This window comes from Bacillus cereus group sp. MYBK245-2, assembly GCF_051916145.1.
Lineage (GTDB): Bacteria > Bacillota > Bacilli > Bacillales > Bacillaceae_G > Bacillus_A > Bacillus_A pacificus.
Genome location: NZ_JBQAGB010000010.1, coordinates 141,323 through 161,267, shown reverse-complemented (window position 1 = coordinate 161,267; position 19,945 = coordinate 141,323). Strand labels below are relative to the sequence as shown.

Below are 19,945 nucleotides of genomic sequence, written 5' to 3'. Positions count from 1 at the left end.
TGTTATTCTTCCTTCCTAATTTTCATTTTATATTTATTTATTTTTCTTAATAAGCTCTAATTCAATCGGAATAGATTTGTCCACTTTTTTACCTTGTGTGATCTCTTTTGCTGTTTGCATCGCCTTCTCTCCGATTAATTCCGGTTTTTGAGCAACTGTTGCAGCCATACGCCCATCGTTAACCGCTTTCACAGCATCTTCTGTTGCATCAAATCCAACAACTACTACATCTGTTTTTCCAGCAGACTTCAATGCTTCAAGTGCACCTAATGCCATCTCGTCGTTATGAGCAAACACGGCTTTAATATCACCATTTGCTTGCAAAATGTTTTCCATAACAGATAATCCTTTCGCTCTATCAAAATCAGCCGCTTGTTTAGCAACTACTTTTAAAGACTTATCGGCTACGTTATGGAATCCTTTCCCACGTTCACGAGCAGCAGAGGATCCAGGGATTCCTTCTAACTCAGCAACGTTTGCTCCTTCGCCGACCAATTCACGAATGTAATCACTAGCCATTTGACCACCTTCGATGTTATTAGATGCAATGTGAGAAACAACCTTACCTGAATTTGCAACGCGGTCTACTGTAATAACAGGAACGTTCGCTGCATTTGCCGCACTTACTGCTGAAGCAACAGCATCTGAATCGGTTGGATTAATAACAACTACATCGACACCTTTTTGAATTAAATCTTCAACATCGTTCGTTTGCTTTGCTGCATCATTTTGCGCATCAACAGCAATCAATTCAATGCCGCTATCTTTCGCTTTCTTTTCTGCACCCTTTTTCAAAGTTACAAAAAATGGATTGTTTAAAGTTGAAACAGAGAATCCAACTTTAATAGTTTTATTTCGACCTTTATCGCTAGAATCCTTTGCCCATTCTGGTGGTTCCATTGAACAACCAGCAGTAATGACCATAATACATGCAACGAGTATAAGTAACCATTTCTTCATGAACTGTCCCTCCATTACGCTTCTTTTCGGCGATCAATTAATACAGCTAGTAAGATTACAAGTCCTTTTACAACTTGTTGGAAGAAAGAAGATACACCTAATAAATTTAAACCGTTATTTAGTACACCGATAATAAGTACACCGATGAATGTACCAACAATCCATCCTCTTCCCCCAGAAAGACTAGTTCCACCTAATACAACTGCTGCAATTGCATCTAATTCGTAAGAAGTACCTGCAGTCGGCTGTGCAGAATCTAATCGTGATGTTAAGACAATACCTGCAAGCGCTGCCAAAATTCCGGAAAGACCATAAATCATTACTTTAATTCTCGTAACATTAATACCTGATAGTGCTGCTGCTTCTTCATTTCCACCAATTGCAAATGTACGGCGACCAAATGTCGTTTTCTTCAAAATGAAGTACAGTACTGCAAAAGCGATCATCATTGTAACAGCTGGTACCGGAATACCGAGAAAATAACCGCGACCAAACATTTGGAACATTAAATGATCACCAAGTCCAGTGATCGGACGTCCGTCCATATAAACAAGCGTCAACCCGCGAAAAATAGTCATTGTTGCTAAAGTCGCAATAAATGGAGCTACTTTTCCCTTCGCTATGATGATACCGTTTACAATTCCCATTACAAGACCAGCTAATAATCCAACTGCCATCGCAAGGAACGGGTCCATGCCACTTGCCATCATTCCAGCAACAAGTGCACTTGATAATGCTAAAATAGAACCTACCGATAAGTCAATACCCCCTGTTAAAATTACAAAGGTCATTCCGAATGCAATAAGCGCATTAATCGATACTTGACGCAGTATATTAAATAAATTTGGAATTTCAATAAACGCTGGATTTAAAGCCGTAATTACTACAATAATTAGCGCTAGTCCAATTAAAGACCCAAGTTGTTGTAATACATTCCCCTTCTTAGCCATCCTTACTCTCCCCCTGTAGCTAGTGCCATAATAGACTCTTGTGATGCCTCATCTTTCTCTAAAATGCCGCCGACTTTTCCTTCATGAATAACAAGAACGCGATCACTCATCCCTAAAACTTCTGGAAGCTCAGATGATACCATAATAACGGCATCTCCTTGCTCGGTAAGCTTATTCATAATAGAGTAAATTTCTTTTTTTGCTCCAACATCAACACCCCTTGTTGGCTCATCTAAAATGAGTAACTGCGGGTGGATACCTAACCATTTTGCAATAACAACTTTTTGCTGATTTCCACCAGAAAGAGATTTCACCGCTTGTTCTCCACTAGATGCTTTCACATTAAGAAGTTTCATCATGTCCGCTGTAAACTGTTGTTCTAGTTCGTCGCTTAGAACACTTCCCTTTGAAAGACTTTCTAAATTTGGTAAAGCTAAATTTTCTCGAATTGAGAAATCTAGCACTAACCCTTCAGATTTTCTATCCTCTGTAATGAATGCGATTCTTTGTCTAATCGCATCTATCGGACTATCAATCTTTACTTCTTGCCCATTTATAAAAATTTGGCCAGAATCTAAAGGCTCGTATCCAAATATCGCTTTCATAATATCCGTACGGCCAGCTCCCATCAAGCCAGCTACACCAAGGATTTCACCTTTTCTCACTTGAAACGAAACATTTTCAAACTTCCCTTTTTTCGTTCCATTACGGATTTCAAAAATAACATCGCCAACTTGACTATTCCGTTCTGGGTAACGTTCACCAATGCTGCGCCCCACCATCATACTCACTACTTCATCAAACGATGTTTCCGGAATGGATCTCTTTCCGACGTATTCCCCATCACGTAAAATCGTAATGGTATCACATATTGAAAAAATTTCTTCCATTCGGTGTGAGATATACACGAACGAAACGCCTTCTTTACGTAATTTATTAATGACAGTAAACAACGTTTCAATTTCACGATCTGTTAATGCCGCTGTAGGCTCATCCATAATAATAACGCTCGCGTTTGTCATTAATGCTTTCGCAATTTCGATAATTTGCTGTTGTCCAACCGATAACTCTCCTGCCAACATAGCGCCTTTTACATGTAACCCTAGTTCCGCTAGTTGCTGCTGCGCAATCGCATTCATTTGACGTGTACGCAAAATCCCTGTCTTTCCATACATTAACTCTTTACCGAGAAACATATTTTCAGCTACTGTTAAATTCGATAATATGTTCAATTCTTGATGTATAAATGCAATACCGTACTCTTCAGCTTCTTTCGCATTTTTAAAGGTGTGCTCTTGCCCATCAATCGTGATTGTTCCACCATCTTTTTTGTATACACCTGTTAAAATCTTCATGAGCGTTGATTTACCCGCTCCATTTTCCCCCATCAATGCATGGACTTCTCCTGTTTCAATCATAAATTGTGCATTCTTCAAAACAGGATTGCCATTGAACGCCTTTGAAATATTTTTCATTTCAATACGCATTCCCATCACTTCCCTTTATTAAAAAATCACGCCTGCATGTAAAATTACATTGGCATAAGGCGTAGCCTCGCCTGTACGAATAATAGCTTTCGCTTTTTTCGTATGCTCTTTAAATTGTTCATGAGATACATATTCAAGCGCTGGCTCTACTAATTTCAGCTCAATCTCTTTATTTATTTCCGCATTATTGTTAATAACCTCTTCTGCTAACGTCACTTTTTCAATTGCCATATCATCCGCTACCACTTGCAATACATCTAAAAAGCTAGGTTTTCCAATTTCAACAGCTAAATCAATTCTTTTTACTCCATCAGGAATTGGTAAACCGCAATCAGCAATTACAATCGTATCCGTATGCCCAAGTGAAGCAAGGATTGATGCAATCTCACTGTTTAATACGCCGTGCTTTTTCATCCGACAATCACCTGCACTTCACGTACTTTATCTCTCGTTGGCATACCGCCTTGCGCCCCAAGTTTCGTTACAGAAAGACCACCAGCAATATTCGCAAAACGAATTGCTTTTTGAAGTGTTTCTCCTTCAGAAAGCGCAACTGCTAATGCACCATTAAATGTATCACCAGCTCCAGTCGTATCTACTACATCAACAGCAATGCTAGGAACATGTACAATCTCCGTACCATTATGGAAACGTACACCGTTAGAACCTTCTGTCATCAATAGTTTGTTTGGATATTTAGCCAGTAACTCTTCAATTGGTGATGTGAAATCATCTAATACAATGCGGCACTCATGTTCATTTGGCGTAATATAAGTTGCCTTTTCTAAAATATCTTCTGATAACACTTGTGCTGGCGCTGGGTTTAACATAACCGGGATTTTGTGTTCCTCACAAATAGCCAATACATATTTTACTGTTTCAAGTGGAATCTCTAGTTGAAGCACAACCATATCTGCTTTTGTAAGAAGATCTTTTGAACGATTTACAACCGACTCATTGACAAGAGCATTCGCTCCTTGCACGACAACAATACTGTTATCCTCTTCTGCTAAAACGATATGAGCAATTCCTGTCGCCGTATCTGTAACCGGTACCACATAGTCGATAAAAACGCGTTCGTTCTCTAAATTTTTTCTAACTACAGTTCCATAATTATCGTCTCCTACCGCTCCAACCATCGCTACATTTGCGCCTAATCTCGCTGCAGCAACCGCCTGGTTAGCTCCTTTCCCTCCTGGAATTGTATGAAATGCTTCACCAATTACTGTTTCCCCTGCTTTCGGACGTTTTTTTGAAACGGCCACTAAGTCCATTGAAATACTACCTACTACTGCAATATTTGGCATCTATTTCATCTCCTTACTTCGTTGTATTTCGTTCTATAATTTCAATCGGTAAACGATAATGTTTCTCTTCTAATACGTTTCCTTCCATCTGATCTAACAGTAGTTCTGTTGCAATTTTCCCCATTTCGTAAATTGGCTGTGCAACAGTTGTAATAGATGGATACATCATCTCTGTTAAAGAAATTCCATCGAATCCGATAATTTGTAAATCATCCGGAATAGAAATCCCCTTTTGAAGCGCAGCCTTGACGATACCTATTGCAATTAAATCATTCCCAGCAACAATACCATCAATATGCGGATATTCTTCTAATAGTTCCACTGCTACACGCTCACTATTAGCTGGATCAAATGTACTCTCTGCAATCATATAAGAAAGATTATTTTGTGTAATAACGTCTACAAAGCCTTCAAAACGTTCATTCGCTGTGCTTACGTCACGCGGTCCACGAATATGCGCAATATGTTTACAGCCTTTATCTATTAATAGCTTTGTCGCTGCCTGACTTCCCGCATAGTTATCTGCATACACAGCAGGTATACGCTCATTAAACATACGGTCAATTGCAACGACTGGTACTGACAAATTCATGTAATTAACACTATTTTGTGGATTTGTTGCTACAATAAATCCGTCCACATTATTTTGCCTAAGTACATCAATATATTGCTTTTCTTTCTCTAAATTTTCATCAGAGTTACAAAGTACAACCGTATATCCCTGCTTATGAGCTACATCTTCTACGGCACGTGCAACTTCTGGAAAGAATGGATTCACGATATTTGGAACAACTAAGCCAATTAAACGAGATTTTTTATTATACAGTGAGCGTGCTACTGTACTAGGTTTATAATCTAGCATCTCAATCGCTCGTTCTACTTTCTTTAATGTATCTTCATGAACATATCCATTTTTATTTAACACTCTGGAAACGGTCGCAACAGATACTCCCGCTAATTTCGCAACGTCTTTAATCGTACTCATTCTTTTCCCTCTCCATTTCATGTAACCGTTTACAGAAAATAATATAACGTATTTCTAGAAATACGTCAATCATTTCTCACGAAAAAGCTTTTAAGGTTATACTCAAAAAAGCACCGCCATAAGGCGATGCTTTTTCATTACGAATATGATATAGTTTGTTCTTTTTCTTCTGTAGCTGGCTCTTTAGCATCTTTTTTACGATCTGACAGTTTAATCTTCTGTAAGAAAATCGTAAAGATAGCGCCTACTACGATAAATACTAATCCTGTTAAGAATACAGTATGAAGTGAGTCTACTAAAGAGTTTTTCAAAATCGGTACAATGCTGTTAGCGAACGCTTCTGGCATTTGTTTTAATGCCTCTGGACTAAATAACATTGAATATAAACCTTGTGGATCTGTATGAATCATATCTTTAAATTTCGTTACCATTTGTCCCGCTTCTTTCGGGAATGTATCTAATACAGGTACTAAATTCTTTGTTAATGTTGTACCTGAAGTGTTATTCATGATTGATCCTAAAATTGTAATACCAAATGTTCCGCCGATTTGACGGAAGAACTGACTTGATGATGTTACGACACCAAGATCTTTTTTCGGGAAGCTTTCTTGTAACGCTAATGTTAATGTCGGCATTACAAGACCCATTCCTAAACCGATAACCATCATATAAGAAGTAGCAGTCAATTTAGTTGTGTGCATATCCATCGTTGTTAATAACCAGAATCCTCCAGCCATTATAAGCATTCCTGTAATAATTTGTGGTTTTACACCAACTTTTAATACAAGTTGCCCGCCAATAATACTCATCACAATCATTGTAATCATCATTGGCGTCATAATTGTTCCTGATTCAGCTGCACTTACTCCTACAATTCCTTGCATGAAGAATGGTACGAACATAATCGCACCGAACATTCCAATACTCATAAAAAATCCAATCGCATTTAGTAATGTAAATGTACGATTTTTAAAGAAATGCATCGGTAAAATTGGTTCTTCTGCTTTCGTTTCAACAATAACAAAGCTAACGATACCAATTAAAGCTAATGCAAATAACCCGATAATTTGCCAAGAATCCCATGCGTAATCTTTTCCACCAAACGTTAATGCCAGTAATAAACTGACAACACCGAGAATCATCGTAAAGATCCCAGCAATATCAATTTTAATTGGTCCTGTTTGTTTATGTGATTTTAATCCCATTGCAATAAAGATTGTTGCTAAAATACCAACTGGCAAGTTAATGTAGAATACCCATCTCCAGTTCACTGCATCTACAATCCAACCACCCACTTGTGGTCCAATTACAGAAGCAAGACCGTATAACGCACCAAAAATACCTTGCCATTTCGCACGTTCTTTCCCCGTGAACATATCTCCGATAATAATCATAGCCATCGGCATCATAATACCGCCGCCAAGACCTTGAATACCACGGAAAATAATTAATTCTGTCATACCATTTGCCATACCACATAATGCTGAGCCAACCATAAAGATAACTAACCCTGTTATATATACGTTACGACGACCAAGCAAATCCGCTAATTTACCTGCAATTGGTACAACTGTTGTTGATGTTAACATATAAGCTGTTGTTAACCACGTCATTAAGCTTAATCCGCCTAGTTCACCAACGATACGTGGCATTGCTGTACCAACGATTGTTCCATCTAAGGCAGCAAATAGCATCGCAATTACTAAACCGACTAACAACAACTTTCTATTTATATTGTCTTGTTGCTCCATGTAATCTCCTCAATTCCTCTTATTTTTTCTCTTTTTCCTCTTGTGTCCCGCAAATAATAGTTTCTAACTTCTCAAAAAGGCGTAACAAATCTTCTCTTTCTTGCAACTCTAAATGTGAGAAATATTTTGCAATGTGCTCATTACGAGCAGTCATCGCCTCTTCTACCCTAGCTTTCCCCTTTTTTGTTAACTCAATGACGACAACACGACGGTCATCTTTATCGTGATAACGCTCGACAAGCTCTTGGTCAATTAAGCGATCGATCATCACTGTAATTGCACTAGGCTTTACATACATTTTTTTCGCTAATTTTGTCGCCCTTGAAGCTCCATAATGATCTAAAATCTTTAAAATATAAAACTGCGGTGGTGTAAGTCCTGTTGCTTGCATTTGTTCTAATAACTCTGTCTGCATTTTCTTTCCAATCGAAAAAGCAAGAGCTTGAATTTTATCGATATGCGTCATATCATTTGGCATGTTATCCACCTCTTATTTAAGCACCAAAATATTTAATGTATTTAAATATTAATACCGCGAACAAAATCCGTCAACACTTTTTATTTATAAAAACGTTTACATTTTTGTCACAAAGTTGTATAATTTTCGTCGAAGTTAATATTGACAGTCACGGAGAATCGGAGTACACGGCTATGAATCATAAAAAAGGAAACTTTTTTATATTTCATGGCCTTTTTATATTCTCTCTGACTTACAACACTTCGAATTAAATTGGGGAGGATTTTCATTTTATGTTTTTCACACAATTCTTTAAACCTGCGCCCCACGTGGAACGCTTACCAGCTGATCGCGTTGATAGTGAATACCGTAAATTACGTTTACAAGTATTTTTAGGTATCTTCATCGGCTATGCAGGTTATTACTTTGTTCGAAAAAACTTTTCACTAGCAATGCCATACTTAATTGAACAAGGCTTTAGTAAAGGGGAGCTTGGGGTTATCCTTTCAGCAGTTTCTATCGCTTACGGATTAAGTAAATTTCTTATGGGTATCGTATCCGATCGTTGTAATCCTCGCTACTTTTTAGCAGCTGGGCTATTTTTATCAGGTATCATTAATATTGTTTTCGGCTCATTTTCTTTCATTACAACGAGCATTATACTTATGTTTGTACTTCAGTTTTTAAATGGATGGGTACAAGGGATGGGATGGCCTCCTTGTGGTCGTACAATGGTTCACTGGTTCTCTATTAGTGAACGTGGTACAAAAATGTCTATTTGGAACGTCGCTCATAATGTCGGTGGCGCACTTATGCCTTCCCTTGTAACATTAGGGTTATATTTCTTTGCAAATGACTGGAAAAGTATTTTTTACTTCCCAGGTATTCTTTCAATTTTAGTTGGTATTTATGTATTAATTACGATGAGAGATACACCTCAATCTTGTGGATTACCTTCTATTGAAGAACATACTGGAGAATATCCACCAGATGAAAAAGTACAAGATCGCGAACGCGAACTTTCGGTAAAAGAAATTTTATTTACATACGTACTAAACAATAAATTTTTATGGTACATCGCGATTGCGAACGTTTTCGTATATTTCGTACGTTACGGTGTTGTAGACTGGGCTCCTACTTATTTAGTAGAAGAAAAAAGCTTTACTCATAGTAGTTCACGTACAGCTTACGCTCTATATGAATGGGCTGGTATTCCAGGTACACTTCTTTGCGGCTGGATGAGTGATAAACTATTCAAAGGACGCCGCGCACCTGCTGGTATTTTATTTATGGTTGGTGTATTTATCGCCGTTCTTGTTTACTGGCTAAACCCTCCTGGTAATCCAATGGTTGATAGTATCGCACTTGTTGCAATTGGATTTTTAATTTACGGACCGGTTATGTTAATTGGTCTACACGCTCTTGACTTAGCACCAAAGAAAGCTGCTGGAACTGCAGCGGGCTTAACTGGCTTCTTCGGTTACTTAGGCGGAGCAGCTTTCGCTAGTGCTGCTATGGGCTTTATCGTCGATGCATTTGGATGGGATGGCGGATTCATCTTGTTACTTGCATCTTGTGTACTTGCAATGTTCTTCCTTGCTCTTACTTTAAAGACAGGATCTCCAAAACAAAAGCAAGCTTAAGCACTAATATTATTCTTACCAAAAAAAGAGAGACTGTTCTTTACAGAACATCTCTCTTTTTTCTACATATAATACTTTTTTCTTACAAAAGATTTATTTCCCTTTCTTATACATGTTAGCGTTTTCAAAACACTCCAACTACTTATATACATGCATCCAATCTCTATATAAAAAGATTTTTGAATATTTTCTCAACTTTCTCTTGTCAAACATTGTCAATTTATATTAAAATAACAACAACATACAAAATATTTAGTCTTTTCAGAAAGATGGAGGGATAGCCATGAAGAATCCACTTCTTCGCATTGAAAACTTACAGACTTCCTTTCGCATACAAGATCAATATCATGCCGCAGTTGATGATGTTTCGTTAACAGTCCATGAAAATGAAATTGTCGCGATAGTCGGTGAATCAGGTTGCGGAAAAAGTGCACTTGCCCTTTCCATTATGCGACTGCATAATGAAGCAAATACAAAATTACAAGGGCAGCTTAACTATAGAGATAAGGATTTACTAACGATGTCAGCCGCAGAGATGAATAAAGTACGCGGATCAAACATCGGTATGATTTTCCAAGAACCTCTTACAGCACTCGATCCTCTTATGACAGTTGGAAAACAAATCGAAGAAAATTTAGACTACCACACAAGCCTTTCAAAAGTTGAAAAGAAAGAACGTACCTTAGAACTACTTCATCAAGTTGGTATTCCAAAACCAGAACTTACATATAAACAATACCCACACGAATTATCTGGCGGAATGAGACAAAGAATTGTTATCGCAATTGCAATTGCTTGTAACCCAGCACTTATTATTGCAGATGAGCCAACAACGGCTCTTGACGTAACCATCCAAGCACAAATTTTAGACTTACTAAAATCTATTCAAGAACAAACGAAAATGGGCATTATTTTAATTACTCACGATTTAAGTGTTGTCGCAGAAACAGCCGATCGTATCGTCGTTATGTACGCTGGACAAGTTGTAGAAACAGGAAAAGTTGAAGAAATTTTTAATAACCCTCTTCACCCATATACTCGTTCTCTATTAAACTCTATTCCATCTGCGTATGCTGAAAAGGAAAAATTACATGTTATTCAAGGTGTTGTGCCGACATTAGCTAAGTTACCTCGCACAGGTTGTCGATTCCAAGCACGAATTCCGTGGATTAGACCTGATCAACATGAAGAAAATCCCGTTTTACATGAAGTAAAACCAGACCATTGGGTACGTTGCACTTGCTACAAACATTTTAACTTCCAAGATAAGAAAGGAGATGACGTAACTCATGGCACTGCTTAAAGTAGAAGATTTAAAAGTACACTTTCCAATTAAAGGTGGTGTTTTCGGTCGTACATTAGATTACGTTCGTGCTGTTGATGGCGTAAGCTTCGAACTACAACCTGGCGAAACGTACGGAATCGTTGGGGAATCTGGGAGCGGCAAATCAACAACTGGAAAAGCAATTATGCACTTAACAAAAGCAACAGGCGGTAGCATTCATTTTAATAATAGAGATTTAACAAAATTAAGTCGCTCAGAACTAAGAGAACAGCGAAAAGATATTCAGATGATTTTTCAAGATCCTTATTCATCCTTAAACCCGAAGAAACGTGTTATGGATATTATCGCTGAACCACTTCGGAATTTTGAGAAACTCTCACCTGATGAAGAGCGTAGAGCTGTTCAAGATTATCTTGATAAAGTTGGCTTAAATCCAGAGTCTATTTATAAATACCCACATGAATTTTCCGGTGGACAAAGACAGCGGATTGGTATTGCACGCGCACTTACACTAAAACCGAAGCTTATTATCGCAGATGAACCTGTATCTGCACTTGATGTGTCAGTACAAGCGCAAGTTTTAAACTTCTTACAAGATTTACAATCTGAACTCGGACTAACATACTTATTTATTAGTCATGATTTAGGTGTAATTCGCCATATGTGTGACCGTATCGGTGTTATGTATCGCGGACGCATTGTGGAAGAAGCAACTAGTGCTGAAATTTATAATAACCCACAGCACATCTATACGAAGCGCCTAATATCAGCTATTCCTGATATTCGTCCGGAAAACCGCGAACAACAGCGTAAATTGCGTCGTGAAGTAAGCACTGAGTACGAAAAATCATACGAAAATTATTTCAATGAAAATGGACGTGCTTACGATTTAAAACCAATCTCGCCAACTCACCGGGTGGCATTACCATAAGGGAGTGATAAAACATGTGGAAATTTATATTACGCCGGATTTTAGTTATGATACCGCAATTATTCGTATTAAGCGTACTCGTCTTTACACTTGCTAAAGCAATGCCAGGTGATGCATTAAGTGGCGCTGAACTAGCAAACCCAAAAGCCGATCCAAAAGTAATTGAAGAACAACGTGAGAAACTTGGGTTAAATGATCCTATTCCCACACAATATGTAAGGTGGATTTCAAACGCCGTACAAGGAGATTTCGGCATTTCTTACGCACATAAAATACAAGTAACAGATATTATTGGGGAACGCCTTGGTAATACAGTGCTGTTAGCTCTTCTAATTCTTATTCTTACTTATTTAATCGCCATTCCACTTGGCGTTATAAGTGGGCGTTGGAATGATACGTGGGCTGATCGACTCATTACACTCTATAACTTTTTAGGATTTGGTACACCCCTATTTATTTTCGGATTAGTAATGTTATTCTTATTCGGCTTTTTATACCCGATCTTCCCTACAAGTGGTAGCGTTGATCCACAAGTGGCAGCCGGATCATTTGATTACTATTTAAGTAAATTAAATCATATGATTTTACCAGCTTTATCTGGGGCATTAATTGGCACTGTAGGAACTGTACAATATTTACGAAGTGAAATTATTGATACGAAACATAAAGATTTTGTACGCACAGTAAAAGCAAAAGGTGTACCAGAATCTAAAGTATATTCCAGACATATTTTACGAAATTCATTTTTACCAATTGCAGCATTTTTAGGATATGAAATTACAGGTTTAGTTGGTGGCTCTATTATTCTAGAAAATATTTTCGGCTACCCAGGAATTGGACAACTATTTTTCCAATCTATTACTCAACGTGATTTCAGTGTCGTAACTGCTCTTGTATTATTTACTGGATTCGCAACGCTACTCGGGACTCTTCTTTCCGATATTATTCTAAGCATCGTTGATCCACGTATTCGTATTGATTAATGGAGGTGAAGAAACGTTATGTTAGCAAATCCTGAAAAACAAACTGAAGTCATTCATTACGAAAAGAGCCCTTCTGGTTTCTCCATTATGTGGCGCGAATTTCGTAAAGATAAACTAGCAATGTTTTCCCTATTCTTTTTAGCTTTAATATTAATAGCCGTTTATACAACTTCATTTATTATGAAACAAGAAGATATCGTTCGAGTCGATCTGTTCGCCATTTATGATCCTCCTTCTGCTGAACATTGGCTAGGAACTGATTATGGAGGCCGTGATATTTTCGGACAATTAATTATTGGTACACGTAATTCCTTTACAGTTGGTTTAGCCATTACTCTTTTATCAACCCTTATCGGTCTTACGATGGGACTAATTGCTGGCTATTTTGGGGGAGTTGTTGATAACATCATCATGCGTTTTATCGACTTTATGATGATTTTACCATTCTTAATGATTGTTATCGTATTTATCTCACTCGTTCCAACTTTCAATATTACTACATTTATTCTCATAATGACGGCTTTCTTATGGGTCGGAAAAGCAAGGCTTATACGCTCTAAAGTATTAACGGAGAAAGAACTTGATTACGTATCTGCATCAAAAACGTTAGGAACACCAAATTGGAAAATTATCTTCCAGCAAATATTACCTAATTTGAGCTCTATTATTATCGTAAATATTACATTAAATCTTGCTGGTAACATCGGGATTGAATCTAGTTTGACTTACTTAGGCTTCGGTCTACCAGAAAGCACACCGAGTCTTGGTACACTTGTAAGTTACGCAACAAACCCAGATGTATTGCAAGAAAAATGGTGGATTTGGTTACCCGCATCAATCATGATTTTAGTGTTGATGCTGTGTATAAATTTTATTGGTCAAGCGTTAAAACGTGCGGCTGATGCGAGACAAAGAAAAGGTTAAGGGGTGGAGAAGTTATGAACAAACCAAAATTGTACAAAGTATTAAGTACACTTGCTGCTTCAACATTATTACTATCTGCATGTGGGGGTGCTGATAGCGGTAGCAAAAAGGCAAATACGAAAAAAGTAGAAACAAATAAATTTAGTGCTGCTGTAAAAAATGATGGTAAAGAAATTAAAGACGGATCATTAACTTATGGACTCGTTTCAAATTCACCTTTCGCTGGTGTTTTAAGTAGAGTATTGTATGAAGTTGCTCCAGATTCAGAAATTATGGATTTCTTTGATGAAGGTTTATTAGCTTCAGATAAAAACTGGGAAATCACAAATGACGGTGCTGCAACGTATACAATTTCTGAAGATAAAAAAACAATTACTATTAAGATTAAAGATAATGTAAAATGGCACGATGGTAACCCTGTAACCGCTGAGGATTTAGAATATTCTTACTTAATCATTGGTAATAGTAAATATACAGGTATCCGTTACGATACACAAATGCAAATGATTGAAGGTATGGAAGAATATCACGCTGGAAAAGCTGACAAAATCTCTGGTATTAAAGTAGTCGACCCAAAAACAATTTCAATTACTTATAAAGAAGTAAACCCTTCACTGAAAACTGGTATTTGGACATATCCTACACCTAAAAAATATTTAGGTGATGTACCAATTGAAAAACTGGCTGAATCTGATAAGATCCGTCAAAACCCAATTGGATTCGGACCATTTAAAGTGAAGAAAATTGTTCCTGGTGAATCAGTTGAGTATGAGCGCTTCGATGATTACTGGGCTGGCAAACCTAAACTAAAAAATGTAACATTAAAAGTTGTAAATCCATCTATTGTTAGTGCATCTCTGAAAAAAGGTGATATTGATATTGCATCAATTACTGCTGATCAATATCCAAACGTAAGTAAATTAAAAAATACACAACTAGTAGGAAAAACTGCGCTTGCTTACACTTATATCGGATTTAAATTTGGACATATGGACAAAGCAAAGAATGAAGCTGTAATGGATAACGATAAGTTCAAAGATGTTCGTTTACGTCAAGCAATGGCTTATGCAATTGATAGAGAAAAATTAGGAGAAAAAGTATATCACGGACTTCGTGTTCCAGCTAACTCTCCAATTCCACCATCTATGCCAAAGTACCATAATAACAATGCTGGCGCATATAACTTAGATGTAGATAAAGCGAAAAAACTATTAGATGAAGCTGGCTATAAAGATAAAAATGGTGACGGATTCCGTGAAGATCCAAAAGGTAATGAATTTAAAATTAACTTCTTAGCTAGTAACGGTAGTGAAACAAGTGAACCACTTGCAAAATTCTATATCCAATCTTGGAAAGATATCGGCTTAAAAGTAGAACTTGTTGATGGACGCTTACATGAATTTAATGCTATGCGTGAAATGATTAAAAAAGATGATCCAAAGGTTGATATTTTCTCTGGTGCTTGGAACACTGGTTCTGATCCTGACCTTTCTGGTCTATGGGGTAAAAATGCTGGTTTTAACTATCAGCGCTGGGTAAATGATGAAAATACGAAGTTATTAGATGCTGGATTATCAGAAAAAGCTACTGATGAAAAATATCGTAAAGAAGTATACGATAAATGGCAAAAATTAATTCATGACGAAGCACCGATGATTCCAATTCATTACACATTTGATTTAACAGGTGTTAATAAGCGCGTAAAAGATTTTGATGTCAATGCTGAAGTGAATCAAATAACTTCACATTGGAAAGACGTTACTGTAACAAGTGAGAAGCCAGAAGTAGAAAAATAATCATAAAAATAGCTCTCAGCATTTACTTACTGCTAAGAGCTATTTTTTATTTACAATCCTTTTCTTACTATTTATAACAACCAATTCCTTCCCTACTCTAAGATTAAAAGATTTGATGAATCATCTTTATTACAACAGCTAACGTAACAGATGCAGCAAATCCCCCTAAACAAATAAGACTGACACCTTGGCTATATGATAAATTTTGAAGTGCTTTCATCTTTTTCATCCTCCCTCTCTCCCCTTCGATATTTTTATTTTACCAATGGAATAATTGTCATAACATCGATTTTCCTAACAACAAACTTACAAATTTGTAAGTTAATATTTTCCAAAACTTATGTATCTATATCTATTATGTCCACACTCTCCCCTTTTATACGTCAAAAAAAGACCTTGAATTATATCAAGGCCCTGCTTACACTACAGAATATCTCACTCAATTTATTTAATAATCATCACCGGACATTTCACACGCTTTGCTATTTTATGACTGACACTACCAAGCACCATTTCTTGCAGTGTATTTAGCCCTCTACTCCCAGCAATAACAAGATCTATATCTCCTGTATTCACATATTGAACAATCGTATCTCCTGGATCGCCATGTAATATCGTAATTTTATAAGAAATGTTCTCTTTCTTTAATAAACCTTCAATCTCTTTTAATTTATCTTTTCGACTAGCTGATATCGTTTCTAAATCTGTTTGACCTTGTATAATATCTGACTTTGCCGTTCTATTATCTACAACGTACACTACTTCAACATTTGTTTCTTCGCTACATTTTGCAATATATGTTGCATGTTCCGCTGCTCGAAGTGCATGTTCAGAACCGTCACATGCTAATATAATTTGTTTATACATATGCTGAATCCCCTTTTCGTTATCCTACTCGTATTATATAATAAAGCCCCCTAAAAAGGAGGCTTCTAACTAGCAATTCTTTTATTATAAGTAGCTAAATTTGTAACAAGTTTTGCACTACGTTCATTTAATCCCGTTATACTTACTTTCACGCCACTTTGTTCATACTTCATGATAACTTTATCAATTGATGCCACTGCTGAATCATCCCATACGTGTGCGTGAGAAAAATTCAACTCAATTTCTTTTACATCTTCCTCAAATGAAAAAATTTTTATAAAATCTGCCGTAGATGCAAAGAAAAGTTAGCCGTGAATTTCGTATATTTTCTTATTTTCAATATATAAATGTTTCACGTGAATCTTTGCCATATTGAATGCAAGTCAACTACCCCCACTGAGATAAAGCATTTCAGTGGGGGCTTGAGTTCGAACGCTAGGTCTTTTCGTCTATCGCTAGACAGTTTGACGCTCCAGCATTCATGCCACCATACGGTAACACCCCAAGTATGTTTTTGGTTGGTACTGGCAACGAACGATTGTTTTCCCACTTGCACCACCCTTTCGAAAAAGAGCAGTTCTTCCTTACGGAAAAAGCCACCACTCAGATGAATCTGGCGTGTGCTACAAGCCCCGACAAGTCGAGTACACATGGATGGTTGACACACCCACTAAGCTATGCGCGAAGCAACAGCCTTACGTTTTTGTACTTCTAATAAAATCGGTGTTTTCACTTTGAGGTGGTCATCCAATTCTACAACTTTTGATTTTTCCAATGTATTCAGCGCACCATTAATATCAGCGTGAATACATGTTCCTGATTGACTTCGATACAGACCACGCGTGATTCGTTTGCCACTAAAGCGATAATGCGTCCTATCATCCTTAGACAAAACAGGAACCGGATCTTTATCAAGAAAACTAGCTTTTGAAGTATAGCTTTCTTCTTGTTTTAAAAATCGTATACCTTCTTTTATACATTTATTCTCAATCGCTGCAATCAGTTTATGAAACGGGATTTGAACAAATGTTTGATTATTCTTTTTCCCTATATCAGATTTTTGTTTCCAACCCGTGTTATACCCTACAACAATCGTATCTATATCAAATTCTCTCACTTTTTTGAACAACAGGCCTACCGCTTGTGAAATGTAACCATTTATTTGTCTTTCCCTTTTATGCCAAAGTGCTGCCATTTTGTTCGTTACAACACGTTTGGAAATTCCATTGTCCATATTTTTTTGTTGCAGATTACATACCATTTTGTTGAAATATTGGTTTATGGATTTTGATTTTTTTCCATCAATTAAAAATGCATCACCTGTATTGGTTACGCAACTTAATAATCTATCTACACCTAAATCGCAACTCAAAGCAATACTTGTGGTCGTGGGTGTTTTCTTCATTTGAGAAACATGCATTTCATATGTGTAATGCACCTCAAAGAACCGACCTTTTTGCTTCGGTACAATCTCAATGTAGGAGATTTTTTTATTTCTTATATTTTTAGGCATACGTATTTGAATAGAACCAAACTTTTTTCTGAATGCAACACTCATCGGAATCATCCAATACCCGTTGTCATCTACTTTTGGAACTTGATAGATTTCAATAATTCGTTTGTCAGTTGTAGAAGAATAATTCGGAAACTTAGGACGACCTGCGAAGGTTTCAGGTTTTTTCTTCCACTGTTCCATTGCTTTAAAAAAGCTCTTCACTTCTGTAAATAAGGCTCTACGAATCGCTTGAACAGAGTTTGATTGAATGCCCCAGTAGTTCATATCGGCTTGCATGGCAGTGTCCACTTCTTTTACAGTAGCCATCTTGTTATGATTCAAGTAACTTTGTTTCATCGTGTACAATCCAACATTTCGCAATGCTTTTGAACTATGTGACATGCGCTGAAGTAACCGAAATTCTTTTGCAGTCAGGCAAGCTCGTCCAATATTCTGTTTCTGCGTGAAACGTTGCATGTCTTCTCTTTTCTTTTGTTTACGTAATACTTTCACTGCTTTCTTTCTAACCATTGTTTTCACCACCTTTCTTAGAAAGTTCATTACTTTTGACAAATCAATATTTGGAACGCAATGCAAAAATAGTCTTCATCACAATTCCTATTGGTTCAAGTAACAAAATGATTATAATTATCAAATTTCGGTGTCTTACGATATATTCCCTCCTTATCTAAGGACAGATTATATAACGAGTAGAAGATTTTGTCCTACGTAAAAGTTTCCTAAATAAAAAGACGCTACCTCAGTAGCGTCTTTGCTTCTTTTATTAATGTCCACCGTGCCCTTGACCACTTTCCTGAACAATCTCTAACCTCTCATCCAATATACCTTGTGTTTCAAATGAAATATCATTCGTACTGCCTAATAAGAATCCATGATTGTACGGGCCAAGTGTTGGGTCATCTTTAAACTTCGGTTGAATAGTAGCAAGGAAATCATACACTGGTTGTGAAGCTTTTCCTTCCTCTAATAAGATAACGGGGGCATGTTTACCCATATGTGAAAATGGTGCTCCTGCAACTGCTAAGTCTGGTGTTTTGCTTGAAACAAATGATACACCGTGACCTGGTTTTGTGAACCCCCATCCAAATTTTGTTTTTTCATCTTTAAACTTTGCAAATGCAATAGAATTTTCTACTGGAGTCTCTCCACTAATACGCGTTACTTTCCCGTATTTGCTTAACTCTTTTTCTACTTCTTTTGAAATGATTTTTTCTGGTCCTAGTACATATATATTTGCTTTATCTTTTCGCATCTTTAATGCCTCTATCGTCGCTTCTGGCACTTTATTCTTTTCTGTATAAAGTAATGGTTCTGGCATATGAGAAATCCAGTTTACAGCTGGTGTTGTATATAAACGCCCTTCTTCTTCAGACGAACCGATAATAACACTATGCGGATAACTACCTGTTATATCCGCATACTCTTTATCAACATCTTTAGCAAAGATAGCTGGATCCGTTTCCTTTATTTGCTTTACTTTATAATCTTTTAATTGCTCCAGTGCGGCTGCCCCTATATCCCCCATCACCATAATTTGTGTTCCATCTTTCGTTCCGAGCGGATTTAGCCGTTTTATTTCTTTTAACGTCATCTCGGGTACCTTTTCTTTTTCTATAAATAAAATCGGTCCGTTATTCGGATGATGAATAAGGTCTGCACTTGCAATACCTAATTGCCACTCGTTTACTGGTACTAAAATAACAGCGCCTGGCTGATTCTCTTTATGTGTTGCTGGCCATATCGTCTGCGAAGTTAATACTGCCATTTGAAGAGGATCATTTGTGTTTAATCTCGTTACATTTTTTAAACTTGTCGTTAATAAATCATTTGATGCACCTTGATTCATTTCTTTCGGTGCAGTTACCTCCTGATTCATTTTCATTTCCTTCTGCTCTGTTTTCTTCTCTTCTTTCGATTCATGATTTTTATGATCCGTGTTCGTTTGTCCACATGCAGCAAGACCAACTGCTGTAACTATTGTTATCCCAAAGATTCGGGTCATCTTTTTCACTATACCGCCTCCGTATAAATCGTTTTCGAGCCAATATCATTACCTAAAATGGAATTTCAACTTTACAATAACAAGCAATTCTGAAGAAATTA

At 37.0% G+C, this 19,945-nt stretch carries 18 protein-coding genes and 1 pseudogene; 6 read left to right on the top strand and 13 right to left on the bottom strand.

Annotation, left to right across the window (positions count from 1 at the left end):
- Positions 1-33 precede the first annotated feature (33 nt).
- The 8 genes from rbsB to ACTFRN_RS17660 all read right to left on the bottom strand — a co-directional run bounded on the left by rbsB (position 34) and on the right by ACTFRN_RS17660 (position 7,918).
- Positions 34-960, bottom strand: a complete 927-nt coding sequence (gene rbsB / locus ACTFRN_RS17695) for a ribose ABC transporter substrate-binding protein RbsB (protein ID WP_000758975.1) — start codon at positions 958-960, stop codon at positions 34-36.
- A gap of 14 nt (positions 961-974) precedes the next feature.
- Positions 975-1,910 carry an ABC transporter permease subunit gene (locus tag ACTFRN_RS17690; protein ID WP_001074633.1) on the bottom strand — a complete coding sequence of 312 codons (936 nt, stop codon included), beginning with the start codon at positions 1,908-1,910 and terminating at the stop codon, positions 975-977.
- A 2-nt stretch (positions 1,911-1,912) separates the two neighbouring features.
- The gene (gene rbsA / locus ACTFRN_RS17685) at positions 1,913-3,397 is read right to left on the bottom strand and encodes a ribose ABC transporter ATP-binding protein RbsA (protein WP_074568119.1); all 1,485 of its coding nucleotides are present in this window, start codon (positions 3,395-3,397) and stop codon (positions 1,913-1,915) included.
- An 18-nt stretch (positions 3,398-3,415) separates the two neighbouring features.
- Positions 3,416-3,811, bottom strand: coding sequence for a D-ribose pyranase (gene rbsD / locus ACTFRN_RS17680; RefSeq protein ID WP_000716156.1), 396 nt, complete (start codon positions 3,809-3,811; stop codon positions 3,416-3,418).
- Entirely contained in the window at positions 3,808-4,704 is an 897-nt protein-coding gene (gene rbsK / locus ACTFRN_RS17675) for a ribokinase (RefSeq protein ID WP_001132856.1), read from the bottom strand. The genes rbsD and rbsK overlap by 4 nt, the downstream gene beginning before the upstream one ends.
- Positions 4,705-4,717: 13 nt before the next feature.
- Positions 4,718-5,689: a ribose operon transcriptional repressor RbsR gene (gene rbsR, locus ACTFRN_RS17670; protein ID WP_000104021.1), complete on the bottom strand. Its 972-nt coding sequence runs from the start codon at positions 5,687-5,689 to the stop codon at positions 4,718-4,720.
- 137 nt (positions 5,690-5,826) lie between these two features.
- Entirely contained in the window at positions 5,827-7,440 is a 1,614-nt protein-coding gene (locus ACTFRN_RS17665; protein WP_000437625.1) for an MDR family MFS transporter, read from the bottom strand.
- A gap of 19 nt (positions 7,441-7,459) precedes the next feature.
- A complete protein-coding gene (locus tag ACTFRN_RS17660) occupies positions 7,460-7,918 on the bottom strand; it encodes a MarR family winged helix-turn-helix transcriptional regulator (protein ID WP_001132363.1) in 459 nt (152 codons plus the stop codon).
- A 272-nt stretch (positions 7,919-8,190) separates the two neighbouring features.
- Between ACTFRN_RS17660 and glpT the strand changes: the two genes are divergently transcribed.
- The 6 genes from glpT (at position 8,191) to opp4A (ending at position 15,459) form a co-directional block, all read left to right on the top strand.
- Entirely contained in the window at positions 8,191-9,540 is a 1,350-nt protein-coding gene (glpT, locus tag ACTFRN_RS17655) for a glycerol-3-phosphate transporter (RefSeq protein WP_000466377.1), read from the top strand.
- A 283-nt stretch (positions 9,541-9,823) separates the two neighbouring features.
- Entirely contained in the window at positions 9,824-10,843 is a 1,020-nt protein-coding gene (locus tag ACTFRN_RS17650) for an ABC transporter ATP-binding protein (protein ID WP_000795378.1), read from the top strand.
- Positions 10,830-11,756, top strand: a complete 927-nt coding sequence (locus tag ACTFRN_RS17645) for an ABC transporter ATP-binding protein (RefSeq protein ID WP_001196380.1) — start codon at positions 10,830-10,832, stop codon at positions 11,754-11,756. Before ACTFRN_RS17650 ends, ACTFRN_RS17645 begins: the two co-directional genes overlap by 14 nt.
- Positions 11,757-11,770: 14 nt before the next feature.
- On the top strand, positions 11,771-12,739 hold the full coding sequence (gene opp4B, locus ACTFRN_RS17640) for an oligopeptide ABC transporter permease (protein ID WP_000265445.1): 969 nt from the start codon (positions 11,771-11,773) through the stop codon (positions 12,737-12,739).
- Between the two features lie 18 nt (positions 12,740-12,757).
- Entirely contained in the window at positions 12,758-13,663 is a 906-nt protein-coding gene (locus tag ACTFRN_RS17635; RefSeq protein WP_000880733.1) for an ABC transporter permease, read from the top strand.
- Between the two features lie 14 nt (positions 13,664-13,677).
- Positions 13,678-15,459 carry an oligopeptide ABC transporter substrate-binding protein gene (gene opp4A, locus ACTFRN_RS17630; protein WP_049112125.1) on the top strand — a complete coding sequence of 594 codons (1,782 nt, stop codon included), beginning with the start codon at positions 13,678-13,680 and terminating at the stop codon, positions 15,457-15,459.
- A gap of 103 nt (positions 15,460-15,562) precedes the next feature.
- Here the strand turns inward: opp4A and ACTFRN_RS17625 are convergent, their stop codons facing one another.
- The 5 genes and pseudogenes from ACTFRN_RS17625 to ACTFRN_RS17605 form a co-directional block, all read right to left on the bottom strand.
- Entirely contained in the window at positions 15,563-15,688 is a 126-nt protein-coding gene (locus ACTFRN_RS17625) for a DUF4027 family protein (protein WP_000738301.1), read from the bottom strand.
- A gap of 215 nt (positions 15,689-15,903) precedes the next feature.
- Entirely contained in the window at positions 15,904-16,326 is a 423-nt protein-coding gene (locus ACTFRN_RS17620; RefSeq protein ID WP_000277996.1) for a universal stress protein, read from the bottom strand.
- A gap of 65 nt (positions 16,327-16,391) precedes the next feature.
- A pseudogene (locus tag ACTFRN_RS17615) lies at positions 16,392-16,706 on the bottom strand (STAS domain-containing protein); the annotation flags it as partial.
- Between the two features lie 290 nt (positions 16,707-16,996).
- On the bottom strand, positions 16,997-18,352 hold the full coding sequence (locus ACTFRN_RS17610) for an RNA-guided endonuclease TnpB family protein (RefSeq protein WP_440038329.1): 1,356 nt from the start codon (positions 18,350-18,352) through the stop codon (positions 16,997-16,999).
- Between the two features lie 253 nt (positions 18,353-18,605).
- Entirely contained in the window at positions 18,606-19,853 is a 1,248-nt protein-coding gene (locus tag ACTFRN_RS17605; protein ID WP_014893316.1) for a cell wall-binding repeat-containing protein, read from the bottom strand.
- Positions 19,854-19,945: the final 92 nt, after the last annotated feature.